The organism is Undibacterium sp. GW821-FHT07F11 (assembly GCF_059418665.1).
Map to the genome: position 1 here is coordinate 533996 of NZ_JBWKQH010000003.1, position 18907 is coordinate 552902.

22 protein-coding genes are annotated in these 18907 nt (G+C 54.6%); 21 read left to right on the forward strand and 1 reads right to left on the reverse strand.

Translation table 11 applies throughout. The features are described from left to right. Positions 1–19: 19 nt before the first annotated feature. The 21 genes from AC07OI_RS09635 to AC07OI_RS09735 all read left to right on the forward strand — a co-directional run bounded on the left by AC07OI_RS09635 (position 20) and on the right by AC07OI_RS09735 (position 18246). Positions 20–856: a phage antirepressor N-terminal domain-containing protein gene (locus tag AC07OI_RS09635; RefSeq protein ID WP_495257056.1), complete on the forward strand. Its 837-nt coding sequence runs from the start codon at positions 20–22 to the stop codon at positions 854–856. 100 nt (positions 857–956) lie between these two features. Beyond that, positions 957–1700 carry a hypothetical protein gene (locus AC07OI_RS09640; RefSeq protein ID WP_495257057.1) on the forward strand — a complete coding sequence of 248 codons (744 nt, stop codon included), beginning with the start codon at positions 957–959 and terminating at the stop codon, positions 1698–1700. Positions 1701–1794: 94 nt separating this feature from the next. Then, positions 1795–2280, forward strand: a complete 486-nt coding sequence (locus tag AC07OI_RS09645) for a tetratricopeptide repeat protein (protein WP_495257058.1) — start codon at positions 1795–1797, stop codon at positions 2278–2280. A 146-nt stretch (positions 2281–2426) separates the two neighbouring features. Next, positions 2427–2897: a phage baseplate assembly protein V gene (locus AC07OI_RS09650; protein ID WP_495257059.1), complete on the forward strand. Its 471-nt coding sequence runs from the start codon at positions 2427–2429 to the stop codon at positions 2895–2897. Next, complete coding sequence (locus tag AC07OI_RS09655; RefSeq protein ID WP_495257060.1) at positions 2894–3163, forward strand: PAAR domain-containing protein; 270 nt, start codon at positions 2894–2896, stop codon at positions 3161–3163. The genes AC07OI_RS09650 and AC07OI_RS09655 overlap by 4 nt, the downstream gene beginning before the upstream one ends. A gap of 27 nt (positions 3164–3190) precedes the next feature. Next, positions 3191–3529, forward strand: a complete 339-nt coding sequence (locus AC07OI_RS09660; RefSeq protein WP_422951405.1) for a GPW/gp25 family protein — start codon at positions 3191–3193, stop codon at positions 3527–3529. Beyond that, positions 3526–4383, forward strand: a complete 858-nt coding sequence (locus AC07OI_RS09665; RefSeq protein WP_495257061.1) for a baseplate assembly protein — start codon at positions 3526–3528, stop codon at positions 4381–4383. Before AC07OI_RS09660 ends, AC07OI_RS09665 begins: the two co-directional genes overlap by 4 nt. After that, positions 4380–5312 (forward strand): phage tail protein, encoded by a 933-nt coding sequence (locus tag AC07OI_RS09670; RefSeq protein ID WP_495257062.1) that lies wholly within the window; start codon positions 4380–4382, stop codon positions 5310–5312. The genes AC07OI_RS09665 and AC07OI_RS09670 overlap by 4 nt, the downstream gene beginning before the upstream one ends. A 12-nt stretch (positions 5313–5324) precedes the next feature. Then, on the forward strand, positions 5325–5822 hold the full coding sequence (locus AC07OI_RS09675) for a BW3TFN family phage tail fiber component (RefSeq protein WP_495257063.1): 498 nt from the start codon (positions 5325–5327) through the stop codon (positions 5820–5822). Between the two features lie 11 nt (positions 5823–5833). Next, on the forward strand, positions 5834–9025 hold the full coding sequence (locus AC07OI_RS09680) for a DUF4815 domain-containing protein (RefSeq protein ID WP_495257064.1): 3192 nt from the start codon (positions 5834–5836) through the stop codon (positions 9023–9025). Between the two features lie 8 nt (positions 9026–9033). After that, positions 9034–9258 (forward strand): hypothetical protein, encoded by a 225-nt coding sequence (locus AC07OI_RS09685; protein WP_495257065.1) that lies wholly within the window; start codon positions 9034–9036, stop codon positions 9256–9258. Next, a complete protein-coding gene (locus tag AC07OI_RS09690; RefSeq protein ID WP_495257066.1) occupies positions 9255–10385 on the forward strand; it encodes a hypothetical protein in 1131 nt (376 codons plus the stop codon). Before AC07OI_RS09685 ends, AC07OI_RS09690 begins: the two co-directional genes overlap by 4 nt. Before the next feature lie 22 nt (positions 10386–10407). Beyond that, positions 10408–11073, forward strand: a complete 666-nt coding sequence (locus tag AC07OI_RS09695) for a hypothetical protein (protein WP_495257067.1) — start codon at positions 10408–10410, stop codon at positions 11071–11073. A 33-nt stretch (positions 11074–11106) separates the two neighbouring features. Next, entirely contained in the window at positions 11107–12282 is a 1176-nt protein-coding gene (locus AC07OI_RS09700) for a phage tail sheath protein (RefSeq protein WP_495257068.1), read from the forward strand. 27 nt (positions 12283–12309) lie between these two features. Next, complete coding sequence (locus AC07OI_RS09705; RefSeq protein WP_493219860.1) at positions 12310–12819, forward strand: phage major tail tube protein; 510 nt, start codon at positions 12310–12312, stop codon at positions 12817–12819. 46 nt (positions 12820–12865) lie between these two features. Next, complete coding sequence (locus AC07OI_RS09710; RefSeq protein WP_493217834.1) at positions 12866–13162, forward strand: phage tail assembly protein; 297 nt, start codon at positions 12866–12868, stop codon at positions 13160–13162. A gap of 8 nt (positions 13163–13170) precedes the next feature. After that, positions 13171–13284 carry a GpE family phage tail protein gene (locus tag AC07OI_RS09715; RefSeq protein WP_493217833.1) on the forward strand — a complete coding sequence of 38 codons (114 nt, stop codon included), beginning with the start codon at positions 13171–13173 and terminating at the stop codon, positions 13282–13284. A 2-nt stretch (positions 13285–13286) separates the two neighbouring features. Further along, a complete protein-coding gene (locus AC07OI_RS09720; RefSeq protein ID WP_495257069.1) occupies positions 13287–16133 on the forward strand; it encodes a hypothetical protein in 2847 nt (948 codons plus the stop codon). 15 nt (positions 16134–16148) lie between these two features. Beyond that, positions 16149–16604 (forward strand): phage tail protein, encoded by a 456-nt coding sequence (locus tag AC07OI_RS09725; RefSeq protein WP_495257070.1) that lies wholly within the window; start codon positions 16149–16151, stop codon positions 16602–16604. Next, on the forward strand, positions 16601–17629 hold the full coding sequence (locus AC07OI_RS09730) for a contractile injection system protein, VgrG/Pvc8 family (RefSeq protein WP_495257071.1): 1029 nt from the start codon (positions 16601–16603) through the stop codon (positions 17627–17629). Before AC07OI_RS09725 ends, AC07OI_RS09730 begins: the two co-directional genes overlap by 4 nt. Before the next feature lie 35 nt (positions 17630–17664). Beyond that, positions 17665–18246, forward strand: coding sequence for a hypothetical protein (locus AC07OI_RS09735; RefSeq protein ID WP_495257072.1), 582 nt, complete (start codon positions 17665–17667; stop codon positions 18244–18246). Positions 18247–18410: 164 nt separating this feature from the next. On the opposite strand, the gene AC07OI_RS09740 is transcribed toward AC07OI_RS09735, so the two are convergent. Further along, entirely contained in the window at positions 18411–18848 is a 438-nt protein-coding gene (locus AC07OI_RS09740) for a hypothetical protein (protein ID WP_495257073.1), read from the reverse strand. Positions 18849–18907 lie beyond the last annotated feature (59 nt).

Consider the following 18907-nt stretch of genomic DNA (forward strand, 5'->3'; position numbering starts at 1 on the left):
AATTGAAGGAAACATCATCATGCAAACACAAATCATCCCCGTACCGTTCTATGAAGACACGCTGGTTATGATCGGCAAAGACAATGAACCCATGGTGGCAATGAAGCCCATCGTTGAGAGCATGGGACTGGACTGGAAAGGGCAACAAGTTAAGTTGATAGAAAAATTCAGTTCAGTTAGGGAGATAATCTCCTCAACTGGGGGAGATGGCAAAACTTACGACATGATCTGCCTGCCATTGCGCAAGCTCCCCGCCTGGCTGTATTCCATCAACCCCAACAAGGTGTTGCCAGAACTGCGCGACAAGATCACCCGCTACCAGGATGAATGCGACGACGCCCTCTGGAACTACTGGACCCAAGGCACAGCCACCCGCCCCGGCACCATGACCGTGGCAGACCGCCTGCGCGTACACCGCGCCCGCCATGACGTACTCAACAAACTAGAATCCACCACCCACGCCATCAAGCGCCAGGCGCTCTATGAAGAACTGACAGAACTCTCCACCCTGCTAGGCTACCCCGCCCCCGCCTTAACCGCCGTCGGCAGCACAGAACCAGAAGAACCCACCGTCATCACTGAATTCTGGGACGCCATCGAAGAACTGGGCAACCTCGGCATAAAAACCAACCACGCCCGCGACACCACCATCATCGCCATCAACATCAACGAAGTGGCACGCCTCGCCCAAGAAAACAAAATCCCCCTCCCCAACCGCCAGGAGATCCGCCGCAATATCCCCTTAAGCAAATACAACCCCTACGTCAAAAACACCGTCGTCCACAGCGTCATCACTGGCAAGTCAATAAAGTGCTATATCTTCAAAGCGCGGGGCAATGGAATGATTGAGGCGTGACACCTTGATTGACATGGGTGCGATTAGGCTGATCTAATCGCACCTTTGCGAGTTATTTTCCCGATTAAGTCAAACACAAATTTCGAAAAAAAGACAACCGATGCTAACTAAAGAAGACCTTGCTGCAAATTTCTCGGGATTAAGTGATTTAGGCCAAGGGACATTCAAATGTCTGGATGAACTGCCTCAAAAAACCTACTTTAACTATATAAAATTTGGTGCAACTAGTAACAGTGGGCCGGATTTATTGCTTGTATCGGAAAACATTGAAGACGACGCCTTTGCTTTGACAGTGTTTTTTAGTGTGCGCGACATCAGTTATGAAGACACGCTTCAACTCGCGAAATTGCCTGAAAACAGCTATGGATTTACAAATGTAGTTTTGGCAGGGCCAAGTTATCATCGCCATTTAAAAGGTAGGCTGGATGACAAACGAGATAATTTGCTATTGTGTATTCCGTCGTATCCATGTGAATTCACAGCTACAGAAAGCATAGACGATTTTTTTCTATTGCGCCGCCACATTACTCCGTCAGACGATTGGCGCAGGTCACAATCGCCAATCATACGTCTTCGCTTCGATAATCCTAAAACACAATCTGGAACAGGCGAAGAGACGGTTCTTGTCAAATTCTCCGCTCTTGCGATTGAAATTGATAAGCTCAATGGAGTCAGTAACGGCTACATTGAAATTAGCAATTACGAACATAAAGTTATTGAGATACTGTCACCGTCAAGCAACGAATTTATCCTAATCCGTGATCGTGACGATCAGACGCGTGAAACAATCTCGCACCAAGCACTACTCAGTTCGGTTTGGACGTTTTTGGCAAAGCAAGTGTAGGTACGAATAGCTCCGCGTATTCGTATACATGATTTTATGATGACTATTGATATTTTTATGTCCCGATGGGTAATCTAATTTGAAAGCAAATGCGATGATTAAAACGCATGAGAATTTATCACAAAGCTTATTTGACCAGGCTAACGAAGCATGGGATGGCGGGGAAAACGAAAAAGCTTTTGAATTACTAAATTTAGCGGCGAATCAGGGTGAAATTTATGCCTATAACACTATTGGCTATTTCTTGGACGAAGGTATCGGGACACCCCAAAATAAAGATATGGCATTGCTCTGGTATAAAAAAGCTGCGAAAAATAAGGACATTTGCGCTTTTATGAATATCGGTGTTTGGTATCGTAATCTAGGCAATCTAAAGCGTGCTTCTTATTGGTTTTTAAAAGCGTTAAATAGCGGCGACGGGGACGCTGCAATTGAGTTGGCAAAACTTTGCATCCTTAAAGGAACAAAAAAAAGTAAAACCCAAGCAGTTAAATATTTGAATATATCGCTTGAATCAGACAATGTCATGTCGGGTACGCATGATGAGGCACGCAAAATTTTGAAGCAAATCAATTCGTAGATACGAATAGCCCCGCGTATTCGTACGCATGTTACCGCAAAATATCTCACACCCCTCGCGCACGCGTAAACGTGCATAAGTTGTTAAGTCCCTTAGCAACCCCTCCCCGCGTGACTGCCTAGCCCGGTCACGTCACCATAGACGGCATGGAATTCACCCTTGCCGACCTCTCCCGCCGCTTAGAAAACTTAGTCCGCTTTGGCACCATTGCCGAAGTAAAGCACGGCCGCGTACCGCAAGTGCGCCTGCAAATTGGCGACATTAAAACCGGCTTCTTGCCCATGGCCACGGCACGCGCTGGCAAAACAAAGACATGGAACCCGCCCACTGTTGGCGAACAATGCGTGTTGCTTTCACCCTCTGGTGAATTTGCGGGCGGTGTGGTCTTGCCAGGCATTGCCAGCAATCACAACCCGGCACCAGACACCAATCCAGACAACACCCGCACAGAGTACCCAGACGGCGCGACGGCTGATTACAACCATGCCGAGCATCACTACATCATCACGCTGCCAACAGAAGGCAAGTTTAGTTTTGTCGTTGGCGCTACCACGCTGGAACTGCGTAACGATGGCGTGACACTGCGCACGCCTAAATTTGAGGGCGTCAAATCATGAGCCACGGTATCGCTGTTAAAACTCTTGACCGTGCAGGCGGCCCGCACCGCGCTGGCGGGCAAGACTTCTTTGCTGTCGACGGCGCACTGGTCGTGGTGCTGGGTGACAGCATTATCCCGCATGGTCCGGTACCGCATGCCACGCCGGTGATGGCGCAGGGTTCTGCCTGGATGACTTTAAACGGCATTCCTGCATGCCGTGCCGGACACCTGGCGTCATGCGGCCACGCAAGTACCGGCCGTAGCTGGTTTGTCATTCCAGAATGAGGCAAGGGAAATAAAACCATGGCAGGCATGAATCTCTCAACAGGTGAACGCATCGCAGGGCTGGCGCATTTACGCCAGAGCATTGCCGATATTTTGACCACACCCATAGGCACCCGCGTAATGCGCCGTGACTATGGCAGCTTGTTGTTTGAATTGATAGACCAGCCAGACAACGGCACCACACAAGTGCGCCTATATGCCGCCACCGCTGAAGCCTTATTGAAATGGGAACCACGCATCAAGCTGACACAAGTCAAGCTGTACCGCACAGATACACCCGGCAAGGTCATCATTGATCTAAAAGGCCAACTGGTGCGCGCCTCTAAAGCGTTTAGCCTGTCTTTGCCCGTCACGGTGAAAGCATGAGCATGATTGATCTTAAATCGCTGCCACCGCCTGCAGTCATCGAAGAACTGGACTTTGAAGCCCTGGTCACCGCGCACAAGCAAGACTTGCTGCAACGCCAGCCAAGCGCGGCCAATGTGCTGGCCTTGCCATCTGAGCCACTGGTCAAACAGATAGAAGCCTTTGCTTACCGTGAAATGCTCCTGCGCGGACGCGTCAACGATGCAGCCCGCGCCAATCTGCTGGCTTTCGCCACCGGCACGGATCTGGACCACAAAGGCGCTTTCTATAACCTGGCACGCCTGACGGGCGAAGCAGACGACCGTTACCGCTTGCGTATCCAGTTGCGCATTGCTGCCCTGGCTGGCAATGGCACAGCAGAGCAATACCGCCTGCTTGCCATGTCTGCCAGCCAGAACGTGCGCGACGCCAATGTCACCAGTGGGTTGAACAACGGCGCACCCGGCAGCATTGCCGTGGTGCTGTGGCTGATCGATGCCAGCCAGGCGCAAGCCACCAGCGCCGCCGTGCTGGCCGCGATGAACGCACCCAACGCCCGCCCGCTGGGTGTGCCTGTCACGGTGGCCGTGGCGCGGCCTGTGGCCTTGAACGTGACGGCAACCCTATGGCGCGAAGCCAGCGCCCCCGCTGATATCGTCACAAAAATTACCTCTTCCTTTACCGCTGCGCTTGCCGCCTATGCCAGCCTCGGCCGCAGTGTCCCCCTATCCTGGGTAACCGCTCAACTGCAACAGCCCGGCATTGCCCGCGTTGAATTCCCCATCGCAGGCCAGCCCGCCAGCAATACCGTACTGGCCGCTGATGAATACGCCATCGCTGGCGCCATCGCCCTGACAGATGGCGGTGTAGCGTGACTGATCTTGCATTGCTGCTGCCACCCAACGCCAGCGAGCTGGAGCGCAGTCTTGTACGCATTGCGCCGCGTGCGGTTCTGGACACGGCTGCAGACGCACCGGCCAACATTGCCAGCATCATGCCCACCACCTTCCAGCCCTGGCTTGCCGCTGAATGGAATTTGGCGCAATTCTCGCTGCACTTTGCCAGCAATGCCGAGCTGATCGCCGCTGGCTTGCCCTGGCTGATGGAACGCGGCAGCTCCGCCAGTGTCGTGCGCGCCTTGTCCTGGCTGGGCTATGACCAGGTTGCAATAGAAGAAGATGAATTTCTGGTACACATCGACCCAGGCACCACGGCGGCCGCGCTGGATCTGGCACGTATACGCCAGGTGGTGAATGCATCAATACCCGCACACAGCCGTTTTTATCGCCTCTACCATGGCCTTGATTTACGCGCTGGCCGCTTTGACGCTACCAGCTTTGATCAATGCTTGTTTGATGATGATTCTGGTATCTGGTCTGGTGACCCTGCAACTGATGGCGTCAAGCTGTCTTTCGGTGAAATGCACACCGCCGCAGTGAACGCACCGCCAGCACTGGCGCCAATTGCAGCCCATCGCCCGTGCCAGTTAAACACCATCGTTGACGATGCCTTGATGCAGTTGGATAGCTGGGTACTCGATAGCGAGATCCGCTTAAACAGCGTGGTCAGCATCAGCGATTTATCCAGCGGCGTAGTCGATCAGCCAGCCTTGCAGCCATTGAGAAACGCGCACCACGTAACCTATTGCGCCGTGCTGATGGCGCGCGCCATGCCTGCACCTATCACCGCCATTGCACCAGGAACAGCCACCAGCGTCACCAGCTCGGCCCTGCCTGTTTATGGCTGGGCTGACCAGTGGGCCAGCGGCTGGGCCGTCTGCTACCCCTTAATTTCAAATCCATAGAAAGGCACTGACATGGCAGTCCTGCAAGACCAAGGCCGCATTGAGCTGGCCGAACAATTTAAAAACCGCCCGCTGCACCTGGCATGGGGCCACGGCCTAGCTGCATGGGATGCCGCGCCCGTATCCGAGCCAATCACGGCCATTGGCTTGATGGATGAGATAGGCCGCCGTGTCGCTTCACAAAAGCAATTCGTTGTGCCTGAGTTAGACCCTAACGCACCCAACACCATCAAAGTGCCAGGCGGTGACCTGTATCGCATCGTCAATACGCCATCACGCTGGGTATTAGTTGAATTTGTTTTTGATTATGGCGACGGCGCGGGGCAAGACATACGCGAGCTGGGCTTGTTCGTCGGCACCGAAGTGGCCGCAGGCCTGCCAGCCGGGCAACGTTATTTCACGCCCGCCCAGGTTGTGACGCCTGGCCGCCTTTACATGCTGGACCACATCCCGCGCCTGATACGTTCCGGCGCGACTGAGCAAGTCTATCGCTACGTTTTGCCATTCTGAACAGGACACCCATGGAACAAAACATCAACTTACCCGGCTATTTGAACCGGCACGACGCAGCCAAGCAGTTTGATACTGTGCTGTACCGCGCTGACCATGTCATCCAGTCTGACGAACTGAACGAAACACAAAGCCTGCTACAAGCCCGCGTTAAAGGCGTGGCTGATGTATTGCTGGCAGACGGCGCGGTCATCCGTGACGCCCGCATCGTCGTCAATGCCACCACCGGCGCGACCACTTGCGAATCCGGCGCGCTGTATGTCGATGGCGCAGTACGCGGCATAGCGCCTGCAATGCTTGCCATTGCCGTGGTCGGTATCGTCATCGTGGGCGTTTACCTGCAACCGCACATCATCACTGAGCTGGAAGACTCAACGCTACGCAACCGCGCACAAAATACCCGTGGCTTTGACAAAGCCGGTGCTGGCCGCCTGCAAAAGCTGCTTGCCTGGGGCTTTGCCGGTGACGGCCAGCCTGGTGATTTTTATCCTGTCTATACCGTTGAAGACGGCACCGTACGCAGCAAAGAACCACCGCCCCAGCTCGATGGCGTGACCCAGGCACTGGCCCGCTATGACCGTGATTCATCCGGCGGTTCGTATGTCGTCAATGGTTTGAACGTCACCGCTGCAGACGATCTGCCCAGCGGTGAACAGGTCTATACAGTCAGTGAAGGCCGCGCCCGCGTGTCTGGCTTTGCCGTGGAACTGCCCACCAGCCGCCGTCTGGTGCGCGCCGTTGTTCCTGACTTGCGCTACATCGAGAACGAGCCGCACCAATCCACAGGCACAGCCGCCCAGCGCGTGAACTTTGACCGCGCACCGGCTGCAAACGTCACGCATGTGACCATCACAGCGCAAAAGACCATAGACGTGGCACACGGCGGTTTTACTGGCGCGCTCGACCCGCTGGAAGATGGTTCTGTTTTGGTCGTGCTGTCAGTGAAACAAGGCGCAACCACCTACACCAAGGACGTGGACTGGAAATTCACCGCCCAGCAGATAGACTGGTCTTTACCAGGTGCAGAGCCAGCACCAGGCAGCACGTACAAAGTGACGTATCAATATTTGGCAACTGTGCCAGCCAGCGCCATCGATGCTGACGGCTGCACGGTCACCGGCGCGGTCGCCGGCACGGCTATCCTGATCAGCTATAACCGCATGCTGCCCCGTATAGACCGCTTGTGCATGGACAGCGCCGGTGCGCTGGTCTGGCTGTCTGGCGTGGCGGCAGACCGTAATCCAAGGCCGCCCAGCGTACCTGCCAACCTCTTACCGCTGGCCTCTGTCTTACAAAACTGGCGCGCCGGTGCGCGTACTGTGATGATAGACAGCGTACGCGTGGTTCCTATGGACACACTGGCCGCCTATAGCAAACGCCTTGATACGTTGACCGAGCTGGTGGCACAGCAGCGCCTTGAATCCAGCACCCAGCTACGCGATGCCACGGCAAAGCGTGGCTTGCTGGTAGATCCGTTTATCTCCGACAGTGTGCGCGACCAAGGCTTGCCACAAACCGCCGCCATCTTTGGCGGTGAGCTGACCTTGCCGGTATCTGTGCAGCCTAACTTGCTCTCTATCAGCCTGGCCGCGCCGCAGACCCTGCCATTCAATCCGGTCACACTGCTGGAACAGCCATGGCGCACCGGCAGCATGAAAATCAACCCTTACGACGCCTTCGACCCGTTGCCCTCAGATGTGGTTTTAAGCCCGGCTATCGACCGCTGGACAGACGTTGACACCCAATGGAACAGCCCCACCACCGAAACCATCACAGAAAACATCACCCGCCGCGTGGGCCTGTGGATCGTTGAAAACGGCGAAGCCTACGACACCACCAACGAGATTACACGCGATATCAGCCACACCAGCAAAGCGGCTGAATATATACGCCAGATAACCGTCAGCTTTACTGTGAAGGGTTTTGAAGCGGGCGAAACCATTCAAAGCCTGCGCTTTGACGGCATTGCCGTGGTAGCCGCCAATCTGGCAACACCAGCACCCGGCACCATCACCGGCACGTTTCAAATACCGGCAAAGGTGCCAGCAGGCAGCAAGCGCGTTGAATTCGTCGGCAGCCATGGCAGTTTCGGCGTGGCTATCTATAGCGGCACCGGCGTGGAAATTCAGGATGTCAAACAGCTTGTCACTGTGCACGCTTCCGGCTGGGTGACCTTCCTTAAGGCTGACCCGCTGGCGCAAACTTTTACACTGGCCGCTGATCGTCAGATAGCCGGGCTGGACTTGTGGTTCACGGCCAAGGGTAATTCATTGCTGGCCGTGCAGATACGCGAAACCAGCACCGGCATCCCTAACCAGAAAGTCATTGCCCAGGCGCGCATCTCAGCCGCAGCCATCAATGTGGACGGCCAGGCTACCCGTATCAGCTTTGATTATCCTGTCTCACTGACTGGCGGCGTGGACTATGCGCTGGTGATTTTATGTGACGATGCCACCACGGCTGCCAGCATTGCCGAGCTGGGCAAGTATGACGACCACAAGGGGCAATGGGTAGCAAGCCAGCCTTATACCGTGGGCGTGCTACTGTCATCGAGTAACGCCACTACCTGGACACCACACCAGGACCGTGACCTGGCTTTCCGCTTGCTTGCCGCTGAATTTACGGCCACCACGCGCACCATCGCCCTGGGCAATGCCAATCTTGCCAACGTCACCGACTTGATGCTGTTAAGCCTGGTAGAAACACCCAGCGCACAGACACGCGTTGAATATCAAATCACTTTGCCAGGTGGCAGCGTCATGAACGTGGATGACGGCCAGCCGGTGCGCCTGGCCGCCCCCATGACCGGGCAATTCAGCGTCACGGCCAAACTGACAGGCACGGCTAACCTGTCGCCAGTGCTGCACCCTGGCGTCACGCTGCTGGCTGGCACGGTCGCCAACCAGGGCAATTACATCAGCCCGTTAGTCCCTGCAGGGCAGAACGTGCGCGCCCGCATCGTGGTGGATTGTTATTTACCTGCAGGCGCAACCCTGGCCGTGAGTGTTGCCCCAGAAGCTGCAGGCGCGCCGGTCTATACAGCCGCACCTTTTGTATCCAGCCGTGATATCGCCGCTGACTGGCACGAACTCACGTATGAATTAAACGGCATCACCGCTGACCGCTTGCGGGCAAAGCTGGAATTGGCAGGGAACACAGCAGCCCGGCCGCGTCACCGTAACTTGCGCGTCATTGTCATCTGAGGGTAGCCATGATCGATCAAAAAACCCCAAACCAGCAATACAAGCTGCCACACATCCAGAACACTGGCGCGGAAGAAGTGGCGCGCCTGCGTGACAGCTTTACGGCCATTGATAACGATGTTGCCGCCCTGAATGTAGGACTGGCTAACAAGGCAAATAAAACCACTACCGACAATCTGCAAGCCCAGATTGACGACCTTACCACTCTTGTTTTTGCAGGATTAATGTTATGAGTTCAACTAATTTAGCCGACTTCCGCGACCAGTACATCGCCCGCGCAAGTTCCGTGCTTAAAAGCACGGATCTGGCACAAGCCAACATCAACACCCTTGTGATTAATGGCGCGCTGTTTGGTGCGCTGGATAAGGTCATCAATGCCCCATTGATAGGTCGCGACACCCTGGCCCTGTTTGATGCCATGACCAGCGCTGATATCGATGTCTGGCTGGCAGATGCAAGCCACCGCAGTGTATGGCAGCGCCTGTGCAGTGATGAAGCCAAAACCATACAAGTGGCACTGCAAGACGATGTACTGCGCCCCAAACTGCTTGGCAGCACGCTGGCATGGACAGACATCATTGCATCATCTGTCACGCAAACATGGATACAGACTAAAGCTGTCTATCTGGTGCCTTACATTGCCGCGATACCTGGTTGTCTGACGCTGACCGCATCCAGCCGCACCAGCATGGACAAGTTTGCCAGCGTGCAGGCGGCCATGAGCTTGATTTATGCAAGCACCAACTGGTTAAACGCAATTGCTGCCAATACACCAGCACAAGATGCTATAGGGGCCAGCCTGCTTGCTTTGCGCGAATTAGCTAAATCAAGTGCTGCCATGAATGCGCTGTACACCAAGCTGACCAGCATCATGGTTTACCTGTTCGCGGATATCACCGCCGCTATAGATGCCTGGAATTTTGTATCGAGCGAAATCACCGCAGGCCGCACGACGCTGGCAAGCACTTTCTTTGGTGATGCCGGTGTTCGCAATGCCTTGCACGGCAATACTGGCATCACCACAGCACTGACCACCACAGCAACGGCGCTGTATCAATGGCTGTTCACCAACAAAATGACCGTCTTCCAGCGCACCTATGCTGCCAGCACGGCACAAAGCGGCGCGGCCATCGGCGGCAAGATATTGATGCTGGCGATGTCAGGCGCGTATAGCGGCGCTGGCCCGTCTTATTTCTATCTGACTGGCTCAAGTAGCCAGGCACTGGCAGCGGCCACCGGGGCCAGCTACATCACCCTGACAACCGCACACAAAGCCGTAGGCAGCCAGAACGGCCCGCTCTATTTCACAGACGCCAGCACCGGCAGCTATTACATGACGCTGGGCTATCTGGTTATTTAAGGACTAAGGAGGATTAAATAAGATGACACTACTTATCATTGACAACGCCAATCAAATCACCGGCTACAGCCAGGACGACAACCTGCAGGCGTGGGACGGCGTGCGCCTGGTACCTGCTCCGGACGGCTTTAACCCAGCCTTGCTGGCGCATTGCATCGTTAAAGTCTCTAAGGGTAAAACCACCGTTACCCTGAACTTGGAAGCAGCATTGACGGCCGCCAAAGCTGCCCGCTGCAGCCAAATCAAAGATGAAGCGGCCAGGCTGATTACCGCCACAGATTGGAAGAAGCAACGCGCAGAGGAACGCGATGCTGCAGGCTGGGGCAATCTGGGGGATATCGATATCGTGCTGGCCGAGCGTGAAGCGATACGCCTATCCAGCAACGCCGCCGAGCTGGCCGTTAATGCGCTGACCGACGTCACGGCCGTGCAGACCTTTACCTGGTCGGTGGATGTAACGATACCCGCACCCAACCGCCTGACACGCGGCCAATTCCTTGACCGCTTCACCAAGGACGAAACCGCAGCCATTCTTGCCGCTGCAGATGCCAACGCCAGTTTAAAGGCCTGGGTGATGCGCCTTGAAAACTCAGACTGGATCAAACCAGCCGAAGCCACACCCGGTCTGCAGGCGCTGGAAATTGCCGGGCTGATCCAGCCTGGCCGCGCTGCAGCCATCCTTGCTTAATTATTTGTTTCACCAACCACAGGAGCAAACACAATGCCCGCAACAACTTATCACCATGGCGTGCGCGTCATCGAAATTAACGAAGGCACGCGCCCAATCCGCACCGTTTCCACCGCAGTCATCGGCCTGGTGGCCACGGCGGACGATGCAGACGCTATCACCTTTCCCCTGAATGTCCCGGTGTTAATCACCAATGTACAGGCCGCCATTGCCAAAGCGGGCCACACCGGCACGCTGGCAAAAGCCTTGAATGCCATCAGCCTGCAAACCAACCCTGTGACCATCGTGGTACGCGTAGATGCTGACGAAGACGAAGCAATCCAGACCGCCAATGTAGTCGGCACTGTTACAGCTAGCGGCCAATATACGGGCATTAAAGCCTTGCTGGCCGCCCAGACTAAGCTTGGCGTTAAGCCGCGCATCCTGGGCGCGCCTGGCCTCGATACCCAGGCAGTGACCACCGAGCTAGCCGCCGTTGCCCAAAAGCTGCGCGCCTTTGTGTATGCCAGCGCCTGGGGCGCACAGACCAAGGAAGCGGCCATCGCCTACCGCCAGCACTTCGGCCAGCGTGAAGTCATGATTATTTGGCCTGACTTTGTCCACTTCGACACCGCCAGCAATGCCAGCGCATCCATACCGGCCGTAGCCTATGCCCTGGGCTTGCGCGCCAAGATTGACAATGACACAGGCTGGCATAAATCCCTGTCCAATGTCGTGGTGAATGGCCCGACCGGCATAGCGCGGGACGTGTTCTGGGATCTGCAAAGCAGCGCCACAGATGCCGGTGTGTTGAACGCTGCAGGCGTCACCACCTTGATTAATAAAACCGGGTACCGTTTCTGGGGTTCACGTACTGCAGAGGAAGCGGAATTCTTTTTCTTTGAGAACTACACCCGCACCGCGCAAGTGCTGGCTGACACCATTGCAGAGGTGCATTTCTCTTACGTGGACAAGCCCATGCACCCGTCCCTGGTGCGTGACCTGATTGAATCCATTAACGCCAAATTCCGTGCACTCAAAACGGCAGGGCTGATTATTGACGGTAAAGCCTGGTTCGATTCAGCCGCCAACAGCAAAGATTCATTGAAGATTGGTTCACTGACGATTGACTACGATTACACGCCAGTACCACCAGTTGAAGACCTGGTACTGCAGCAGCGCATCACAGACCGTTACCTGGCTGACTTTGCCAAGCAAATCACCACCTAAACCCTGACCAAATAAAAGGAATACACCATGGGATTACCTAGCAAATTAAAGGACTTCAATCTGTTCAATGACGGCGCTAATTATCTGGGCCTGGTGCCTGAGCTGACCTTGCCCAAACTCAGCCGCAAGATGGAGGAATACATCGCGGGCGGTATGTCCGGCCCTATCGAGGTGGACTACCACACAGAAAAAATTGAACTCGACTGGACTGCAGGCGGCCTGCTGGTCGATGCGCTCTTGCAATATGGTGCCGTCACTCACAACGCCGTGCAATTGCGCTTTGCCGGTGCTTATCAGAATGATGACACTGCAGAAGTCACCGCCGTGGAAATCGTCGTTCGCGGCCGCCATAAAGAAATCGAAATGGGCAGCGCCAAGATGGCCGACAAGAGCGACCAGAAATACAAAACCACCTGCAGCTATTACAAGCTGATTATCAACGGCCAGGACATTATCGAAATCGACTTTATCAACGGCGTTGAAATCGTCGGTGGCATTGACCGCCGTGCCGAGCTGCGCGCCGCTATCGGCATGTAAGCGCACCTAAGCCCCCTACCCCACCCTTTAATTTAGAAAGTACACCATGAGCAATACAGAAAAAACCATCATCCTGGACGAACCTATCAAACGCGGCGATACAGAAATCACCACCATTACCCTGCGTAAGCCAAGGGCGGGCGAACTGCGCGGCGTCTCGCTGGTCGAGCTGGGACAAATGAACGTCGTCGCCCTGCAGCAAGTTTTACCGCGTATCACCACGCCTATCCTGACTGCGCAAGATGTCGCTAATCTGGACGTGGCCGACCTGGTAGAAATTGGCTCGGAGGTATCGCTTTTTTTAGTCAAGAAAGCGGACCGCATGGCATTCCAGAAAGAGTAGAAGACGCTATGGCAGACCTGGCTATCGTGTTTCATTGGCCGCCGTCTGCCATGGATGATGTAAGCCTTTTGGAACTTATGGACTGGCGTGAACGCGCCAGAGTCCGCAACAGTACGGAGTAACAATGTCAGAACGTGACCTGAAGCTGCAAGTGGTGTTTAACATGATAGAGCGCGTCACCGCGCCTCTAAAAAAAATCATGGGACAGTCCAGCGCCAGCGGCAAGGCCTTGAAAGCCTTACGCGACAAACTCAAAGACCTGGACACCCAACAAAAGACCATCTCCGGCTTCAGGCAACTGCATACCGGCTTGCGTGAGACTGGCGGGCGGCTCGATGCTGCCCGCCATAAAGTCAAAGAGCTGGCCGAACAGATGGCCGCCACCCAAAACCCTACCCGCACCATGACGCGGGAATTTAATCGCGCAACAACCGCCGCCCGCCAGATCAAAGAACAACACCAGCGCGAAAGCCAGCAATTGCAGGTATTGCGCGACAAGCTGCACGCGGCAGGCATCAGCACCAGCAATTTAAGCAGCCATGAACGCAGCCTGCGCAATAGCATGGCCGCCACCAATGCACAGATAGCAGAACAACAGCGCCGATTGACAGAGCTTGCACGACGGCATGAACAAGTATCAGCCGCCAAGCAACGCATGGAAAAATCCCGCATGGCCGCCTCAAACGCCAAGTCAACAGGCTTTGATATGGTGATGACAGGCACGGCTATGAGCATGCCGGTCATCAAATCCCTGGGCGAATCCAAGCACTTTGAAACCGAGATACAACGCATCCACGCCCTGGGCCTGGGTGCAAAAACCGCTGCTGATGCCATCCAGTACAGCCAGGCCATGAAGACTTACGGCACCAGCAGCCTTGAAAACTTGGAACTGATGCGCGATTCATTGACGGTATTTGCCGACCTGCACCACGCACAAATGGTCTTGCCCACGCTGGCAAAGATGAAATTTGCCAATGCCGCCATGTATGGCGAAGAAGAAGGCGCAGAGAAAGGCCAGACCTTCATGAACATGCTGAAGGTCATCGAGCTGCGCGGCGGCCTTGCCAGTAAAGAAAAATTCGAGCATGAAGCCAACCTGGTGCAAAAGGTACTTACCGCCACTGGCGGCCGCGTTGGCCCCAATGAATGGCTGAACTTTATCAAGACAGGCGGCGTGGCGGCCAAGTCCCTGCAGGACGAAGCTTTCTTTTACAAGATGGAGCCGCTTATACAAGAAATGGGCGGCCACCGCGTTGGTACCGGGCTGATGTCTGCCTATTCCAATCTGTACCAGGGCAAGACCACGGTACGCGCCGCGCAAGAAATGGGCAGGCTGGATTTGCTTGATACTAGCAAGGTGGAATACAACAAAATAGGCATGATCAAGCAAATCAAGCCAGGCGCGCTTGCTCGTGGTGATTTGCTCAAATCTGACCCTATGGCCTGGCTGGAAACCGTCTTGCTGCCCAAGCTGGCCGCCAAGGGCATCACCGACCAGGAACGCATCAAAGACACCATTGCCACCATCATGACCAACCGCACGGCGTCTAACCTGTTCACGCAGATGTATTTGCAGCGCGAGCAGATACACAAAAACGCCAGGTTAAACGCTGGTGCGGCAGACATAGACACCCTGGACAAAGGCGCAAAGACCACCGCCAAGGGGCAAGAGCTGGAAGCCCTGGCAAAAATGCGCAGTGCACAGAAAGAGATAGGCGAACAGGTATTGCCCATCTATAGCGCCGCCCTGCAAAAACTGGCGAGCGGTTTAAAAGCAGTTACCGCCTTCATGAAAGAACACACCACCATCAACAAGGTGCTGGCAGTTGGCTTTGCTGGCCTGGCTGCTGTCCTGGTCGTGATGGGTGGCGCAACGATTGTGCTTGCCACCCTGCTGGGGCCACTGGCTTTGGTGCGCTTTGGCATGGTCATGCTGGGACTGCGTGGCGGTCTTCTGGCTGGCACCTTTGCCCGGCTGGGTGCGGCCTTTGCGCGTATTGGCCCCTTCCTTGCCCGTGTCGGTGGCTGGTTGCGCGGCCTGCTGCCAGCTTTGCGCCTGGCTGGTAATGCCGTGATGTGGCTGGGCCGTGCCTTCCTGGTGGCGGGCCGCTTCTTGCTCATGAACCCCATAGGCCTGGCAATCACGGCCATTGCTGTGGCGGCTTACCTGATCTATCGCAACTGGTCCAGGGTAAGCGCGTTCTTCATAGGGCTATGGGGCGAGGTCAAACAGGCCTTTAACGGCGGTATTACTGGCGTAGGTGCACTGCTGCTGAACTGGAGCCCTTTAGGATTGTTTCACCGCGCTATGGCGGGCGTGCTGGGTTATTTTAGGATAGACATCCCGGCCAAGTTCACCGAGTTTGGCAGCTTCATGATGCAAGGCCTGGTGAACGGCATCACCAGCGCGGCCACAACGGTGCGCGACACCATCAGCAGCATGGCGGATAACGTTGTGTCCTGGTTCAAAGAGAAATTAGGCATACACAGCCCCAGCGTGGTGTTTACCGAGCTGGGCGTATTCAGCATGCAAGGGCTGGCAAACGGCATTGCAGATGGTTCCACCATGCCGCTGGGCAAGCTGCAAGGCGTCACGGCACAGATGAAAACAATAGGCGCAGGCATCACCCTGGCCGCTGCCATGTCGCCCGCTATGGCCTTACAGCAGCCTGCCTATACCATGCCTGGAGCGCCGCTGCTGCCACTGCAAGCGCCCATGCTGGCGCTGGAACAGCCGCGCCAAGCAGCGCCCCTGCAGTTTGACCGCCGCCCACCTGTGCAGCAACAAGGCAGCACGGCCAGAGCAGACAGCAGTCCAAGGCCAACAAGCAATATCCATATTGAGATTCACCCGGCTGCTGGCATGGATCCGCAAGCCATTGCCAAAGCCGTAGCCGCCGAGCTGGACAGGCGCGAGCGCCAGCAGGCACAGCAGCGCCGGTCTGCCATGCATGACTATGACGAATCGTAAGGAGGACAACCCAAGATGATGATGAGTTTAGGCCAGTTTGTATTCAGCCTGTCCACGGCCGCGTATCAGGAATTCCAGCAACAAATCGAATGGAAGCACCCTAACACCAGCCGCGTGGGCGAGCGCGACGCGCACCAGTTTTTAGGCCCAGGTGACAACACCATCACCCTGTCTGGCTGGATGGCCCCGGCCTTTGCCGGTGACCCGGCGTCTTTGGATGACCTGGAAGAAATGGGCGATGCTGGTGACGCTTATGTGCTGGTGGAAGGCACCGGGCGGATATACGGGCAGTTTCTGATCACCAACTTAACCAAGGGCAAAAACACCTTTTTGGATGACGGCATGCCCCAGAGGATAGATTTTTCTATCAACTTGAAACGCGTAGATTTAGGCGACCAAGTGGACCCGCACACCGGCGGCCCGGATCTGGGCGATGATGTGATTGAATGGGAAGAGGTAGATTTAGAATGAGCCACAACAAACCAGCCTTTGCCATCACCCTGGACGGCCAAGACATTACCAGCAAAATCTACCCGCGCCTGGTCAGCCTGACACTGACCGAGGCCAGAGAAAATGCCGTGGACGAGCTGAACATCACCATTGATGATAGTGATGGCCGCGTGGCAATCCCGCGTAAAGGCGTCAAGATCACCTTGCAGCTAGGCTGGGAACATAGCGGCATGGTGGATAAAGGCAGCTTTGTGGTGGATGAGGTGGAACACGAAGGCGCGCCAGATATGCTGGTCCTACGCGCCCGCAGTGCAGAGATGGCAAAGCCAGTACGCACCCGCAAAGACCGCAGCTTTGATCAAAAAACCGTTGCCGACATCGTGGGCCAGATTGCCAAAGACAATGGTTTAACGCCCAAGGTTAGCCAAAGCCTGCAGGGTAAAGTCATCGACCACATAGACCAGACCAATGAATCAGATATTAATTTCTTGAACCGGCTGGGCAAACGCTTTGATGCGGTGGCCACCGTCAAAAAAGACGCCCTGCTATTCTTGCCTATCGATGAGGGCAGCAACAGCAAAGGCGAAAGCCTACCCACCATCACCCTGGAACGCCGCGACGGCGACAAACACCGCTATCACACCGCCAGCCGCGACGCTTACAGCGGCGTGCGCGCGCAATGGCATGACCCCAACGACGCCAAGGAAAAAAGCGAACTGATAGGCGAAGACGACAACCCAAAACGCCTGCGGCACACCTACCCCAATCAAGAGGCGGCAGAGCAAGCAGCAAAAGCAGAAATGAACCGGGTGAAGCGTGGCAAGGCCACTCTGCAATTTACCCTAGCCTTGGGCAGACCAGACATTACGCCAATGATAGGGGTGCGCATCCCCAGCTTAAAAGCACCTATTGGGGAAACAGACTGGATCATCGTCAAAACCACGCACATCGTGACGGCGCAGGGGTTTACTACGCAATTGGAGATGGAGACGAGGAAGGGGCTGGAGGAAAAGGACGCGAGGCCAGTAGAAGAGTTAGAGCAATAATGATAAGCTAACTAAATTGCAAGGCTTGGAAATGTATGAATGTCGGACCTGACCCAGCGCCCACTAACTCCAATCAAATCTACCGAGTAATGAAAATGAAGATAATTGCTTTTTTGGGTGGATCATCGCTATGTGAGCTTGGTCCCGCTGCCGATGTCCGGCTTTTTTTCGATTGCGTAAAGGAATATGTTGTTCATAAGATCCCTGAGCAGGATTGGTCTATTTTGACGGACAGGCTATATCGTAAGTATTTATGTATTGACGAATTGGCCAGTGCAGAAATCTTGATGGACCAGGTCAAACACGTATTTGCAAATGTGCCTATCTCCGAAATTGATTTGAGTAGAATAACTGAACCGTCATCAAAAACATGGTTAGACCCAAAACAAGCAACGCTTGCAGGGCTATTTTCAAAATATTTTGAAAATTTTACGCACTGCAAAGATTCGACAAAAATGAATTACGAAACATTTAAATCATATCCGGGATATCAATACGAACCGATCAGAATTGTCATCTCGAACATGCCCGGGTTCATGACGGATAAGAAGCGCTCTTTGGAGGAATATGAAGCCGTAGACGGAGAGCCGTTTTGGACTAGGAAAAATAATATTTAATTTCCCGCTAAACCTGTCCGCGCTGGTGGAATAAGCCCGTGTAACTAAGTTTAGCTGCGCATATGGCGAAGTGACCAGCCCGCGTAAGGGCGATTAGCGGCGCATAATCGCCCGCCGGGTTGAAAATGTATTAATGTCAGACCTGACCCCTCGCCCACACAGGCTCAATCAACGTTCAAACCATTTGCCGCAAGTGCATCAGATACATCCTCTAAAAAAGCAGGATTTTCAACTATAAAATTGCGGCAACATTCGACAAAAACTCTTTTAAACTCAGATTCTTCATATACACGCCAGTTAGGTTTAAAGTAAGAGGATTCGTCCACCCAAACTATGAAGTCGTTTTCATTAAAATCGCCTGAAACATTGTCTATCTCGACGAGGTTGCGATGCTTCCATCGTGAAACCTCCCATGCATCCACAGATTCCCCACCTTGCCCTAATCCATTAAATAGTCGATCGAATATACTGAGTGCAGTAAAGGCGTCATTTGGTCTAGAACCACGTGCCTTGATGAGGTACAGGACTCCAGAGATACATTCCCCCAACGCACCATGCTCATCTTCGATGTATTTAGGTGGTAAAAAATAGAACTGACTCATAAGTTATAGTTTGCCTGGATGTGAGCCCACGTAGGGGCGATTAGATCGCGTAATCGCCC

What these genes read in the sequence shown, in the direction of transcription:
- AC07OI_RS09740 (WP_495257073.1), bottom strand. Translation starts at nt 18,848, where the DNA reads ATGAGTCAGTTCTATTTTTTACCACCTAAATACATCGAAGATGAGCAT.
- AC07OI_RS09700 (WP_495257068.1), top strand. Translation starts at nt 11,107, where the DNA reads ATGCCCGCAACAACTTATCACCATGGCGTGCGCGTCATCGAAATTAAC.
- AC07OI_RS09675 (WP_495257063.1), top strand. Translation starts at nt 5,325, where the DNA reads ATGGCAGTCCTGCAAGACCAAGGCCGCATTGAGCTGGCCGAACAATTT.
- AC07OI_RS09710 (WP_493217834.1), top strand. Translation starts at nt 12,866, where the DNA reads ATGAGCAATACAGAAAAAACCATCATCCTGGACGAACCTATCAAACGC.
- AC07OI_RS09705 (WP_493219860.1), top strand. Translation starts at nt 12,310, where the DNA reads ATGGGATTACCTAGCAAATTAAAGGACTTCAATCTGTTCAATGACGGC.
- AC07OI_RS09640 (WP_495257057.1), top strand. Translation starts at nt 957, where the DNA reads ATGCTAACTAAAGAAGACCTTGCTGCAAATTTCTCGGGATTAAGTGAT.
- AC07OI_RS09645 (WP_495257058.1), top strand. Translation starts at nt 1,795, where the DNA reads ATGATTAAAACGCATGAGAATTTATCACAAAGCTTATTTGACCAGGCT.
- AC07OI_RS09720 (WP_495257069.1), top strand. Translation starts at nt 13,287, where the DNA reads ATGTCAGAACGTGACCTGAAGCTGCAAGTGGTGTTTAACATGATAGAG.
- AC07OI_RS09665 (WP_495257061.1), top strand. Translation starts at nt 3,526, where the DNA reads ATGAGCATGATTGATCTTAAATCGCTGCCACCGCCTGCAGTCATCGAA.
- AC07OI_RS09715 (WP_493217833.1), top strand. Translation starts at nt 13,171, where the DNA reads ATGGCAGACCTGGCTATCGTGTTTCATTGGCCGCCGTCTGCCATGGAT.
- AC07OI_RS09660 (WP_422951405.1), top strand. Translation starts at nt 3,191, where the DNA reads ATGAATCTCTCAACAGGTGAACGCATCGCAGGGCTGGCGCATTTACGC.
- AC07OI_RS09735 (WP_495257072.1), top strand. Translation starts at nt 17,665, where the DNA reads ATGAATGTCGGACCTGACCCAGCGCCCACTAACTCCAATCAAATCTAC.
- AC07OI_RS09685 (WP_495257065.1), top strand. Translation starts at nt 9,034, where the DNA reads ATGATCGATCAAAAAACCCCAAACCAGCAATACAAGCTGCCACACATC.
- AC07OI_RS09655 (WP_495257060.1), top strand. Translation starts at nt 2,894, where the DNA reads ATGAGCCACGGTATCGCTGTTAAAACTCTTGACCGTGCAGGCGGCCCG.
- AC07OI_RS09680 (WP_495257064.1), top strand. Translation starts at nt 5,834, where the DNA reads ATGGAACAAAACATCAACTTACCCGGCTATTTGAACCGGCACGACGCA.
- AC07OI_RS09690 (WP_495257066.1), top strand. Translation starts at nt 9,255, where the DNA reads ATGAGTTCAACTAATTTAGCCGACTTCCGCGACCAGTACATCGCCCGC.
- AC07OI_RS09635 (WP_495257056.1), top strand. Translation starts at nt 20, where the DNA reads ATGCAAACACAAATCATCCCCGTACCGTTCTATGAAGACACGCTGGTT.
- AC07OI_RS09725 (WP_495257070.1), top strand. Translation starts at nt 16,149, where the DNA reads ATGATGATGAGTTTAGGCCAGTTTGTATTCAGCCTGTCCACGGCCGCG.
- AC07OI_RS09650 (WP_495257059.1), top strand. Translation starts at nt 2,427, where the DNA reads ATGGAATTCACCCTTGCCGACCTCTCCCGCCGCTTAGAAAACTTAGTC.
- AC07OI_RS09695 (WP_495257067.1), top strand. Translation starts at nt 10,408, where the DNA reads ATGACACTACTTATCATTGACAACGCCAATCAAATCACCGGCTACAGC.
- AC07OI_RS09730 (WP_495257071.1), top strand. Translation starts at nt 16,601, where the DNA reads ATGAGCCACAACAAACCAGCCTTTGCCATCACCCTGGACGGCCAAGAC.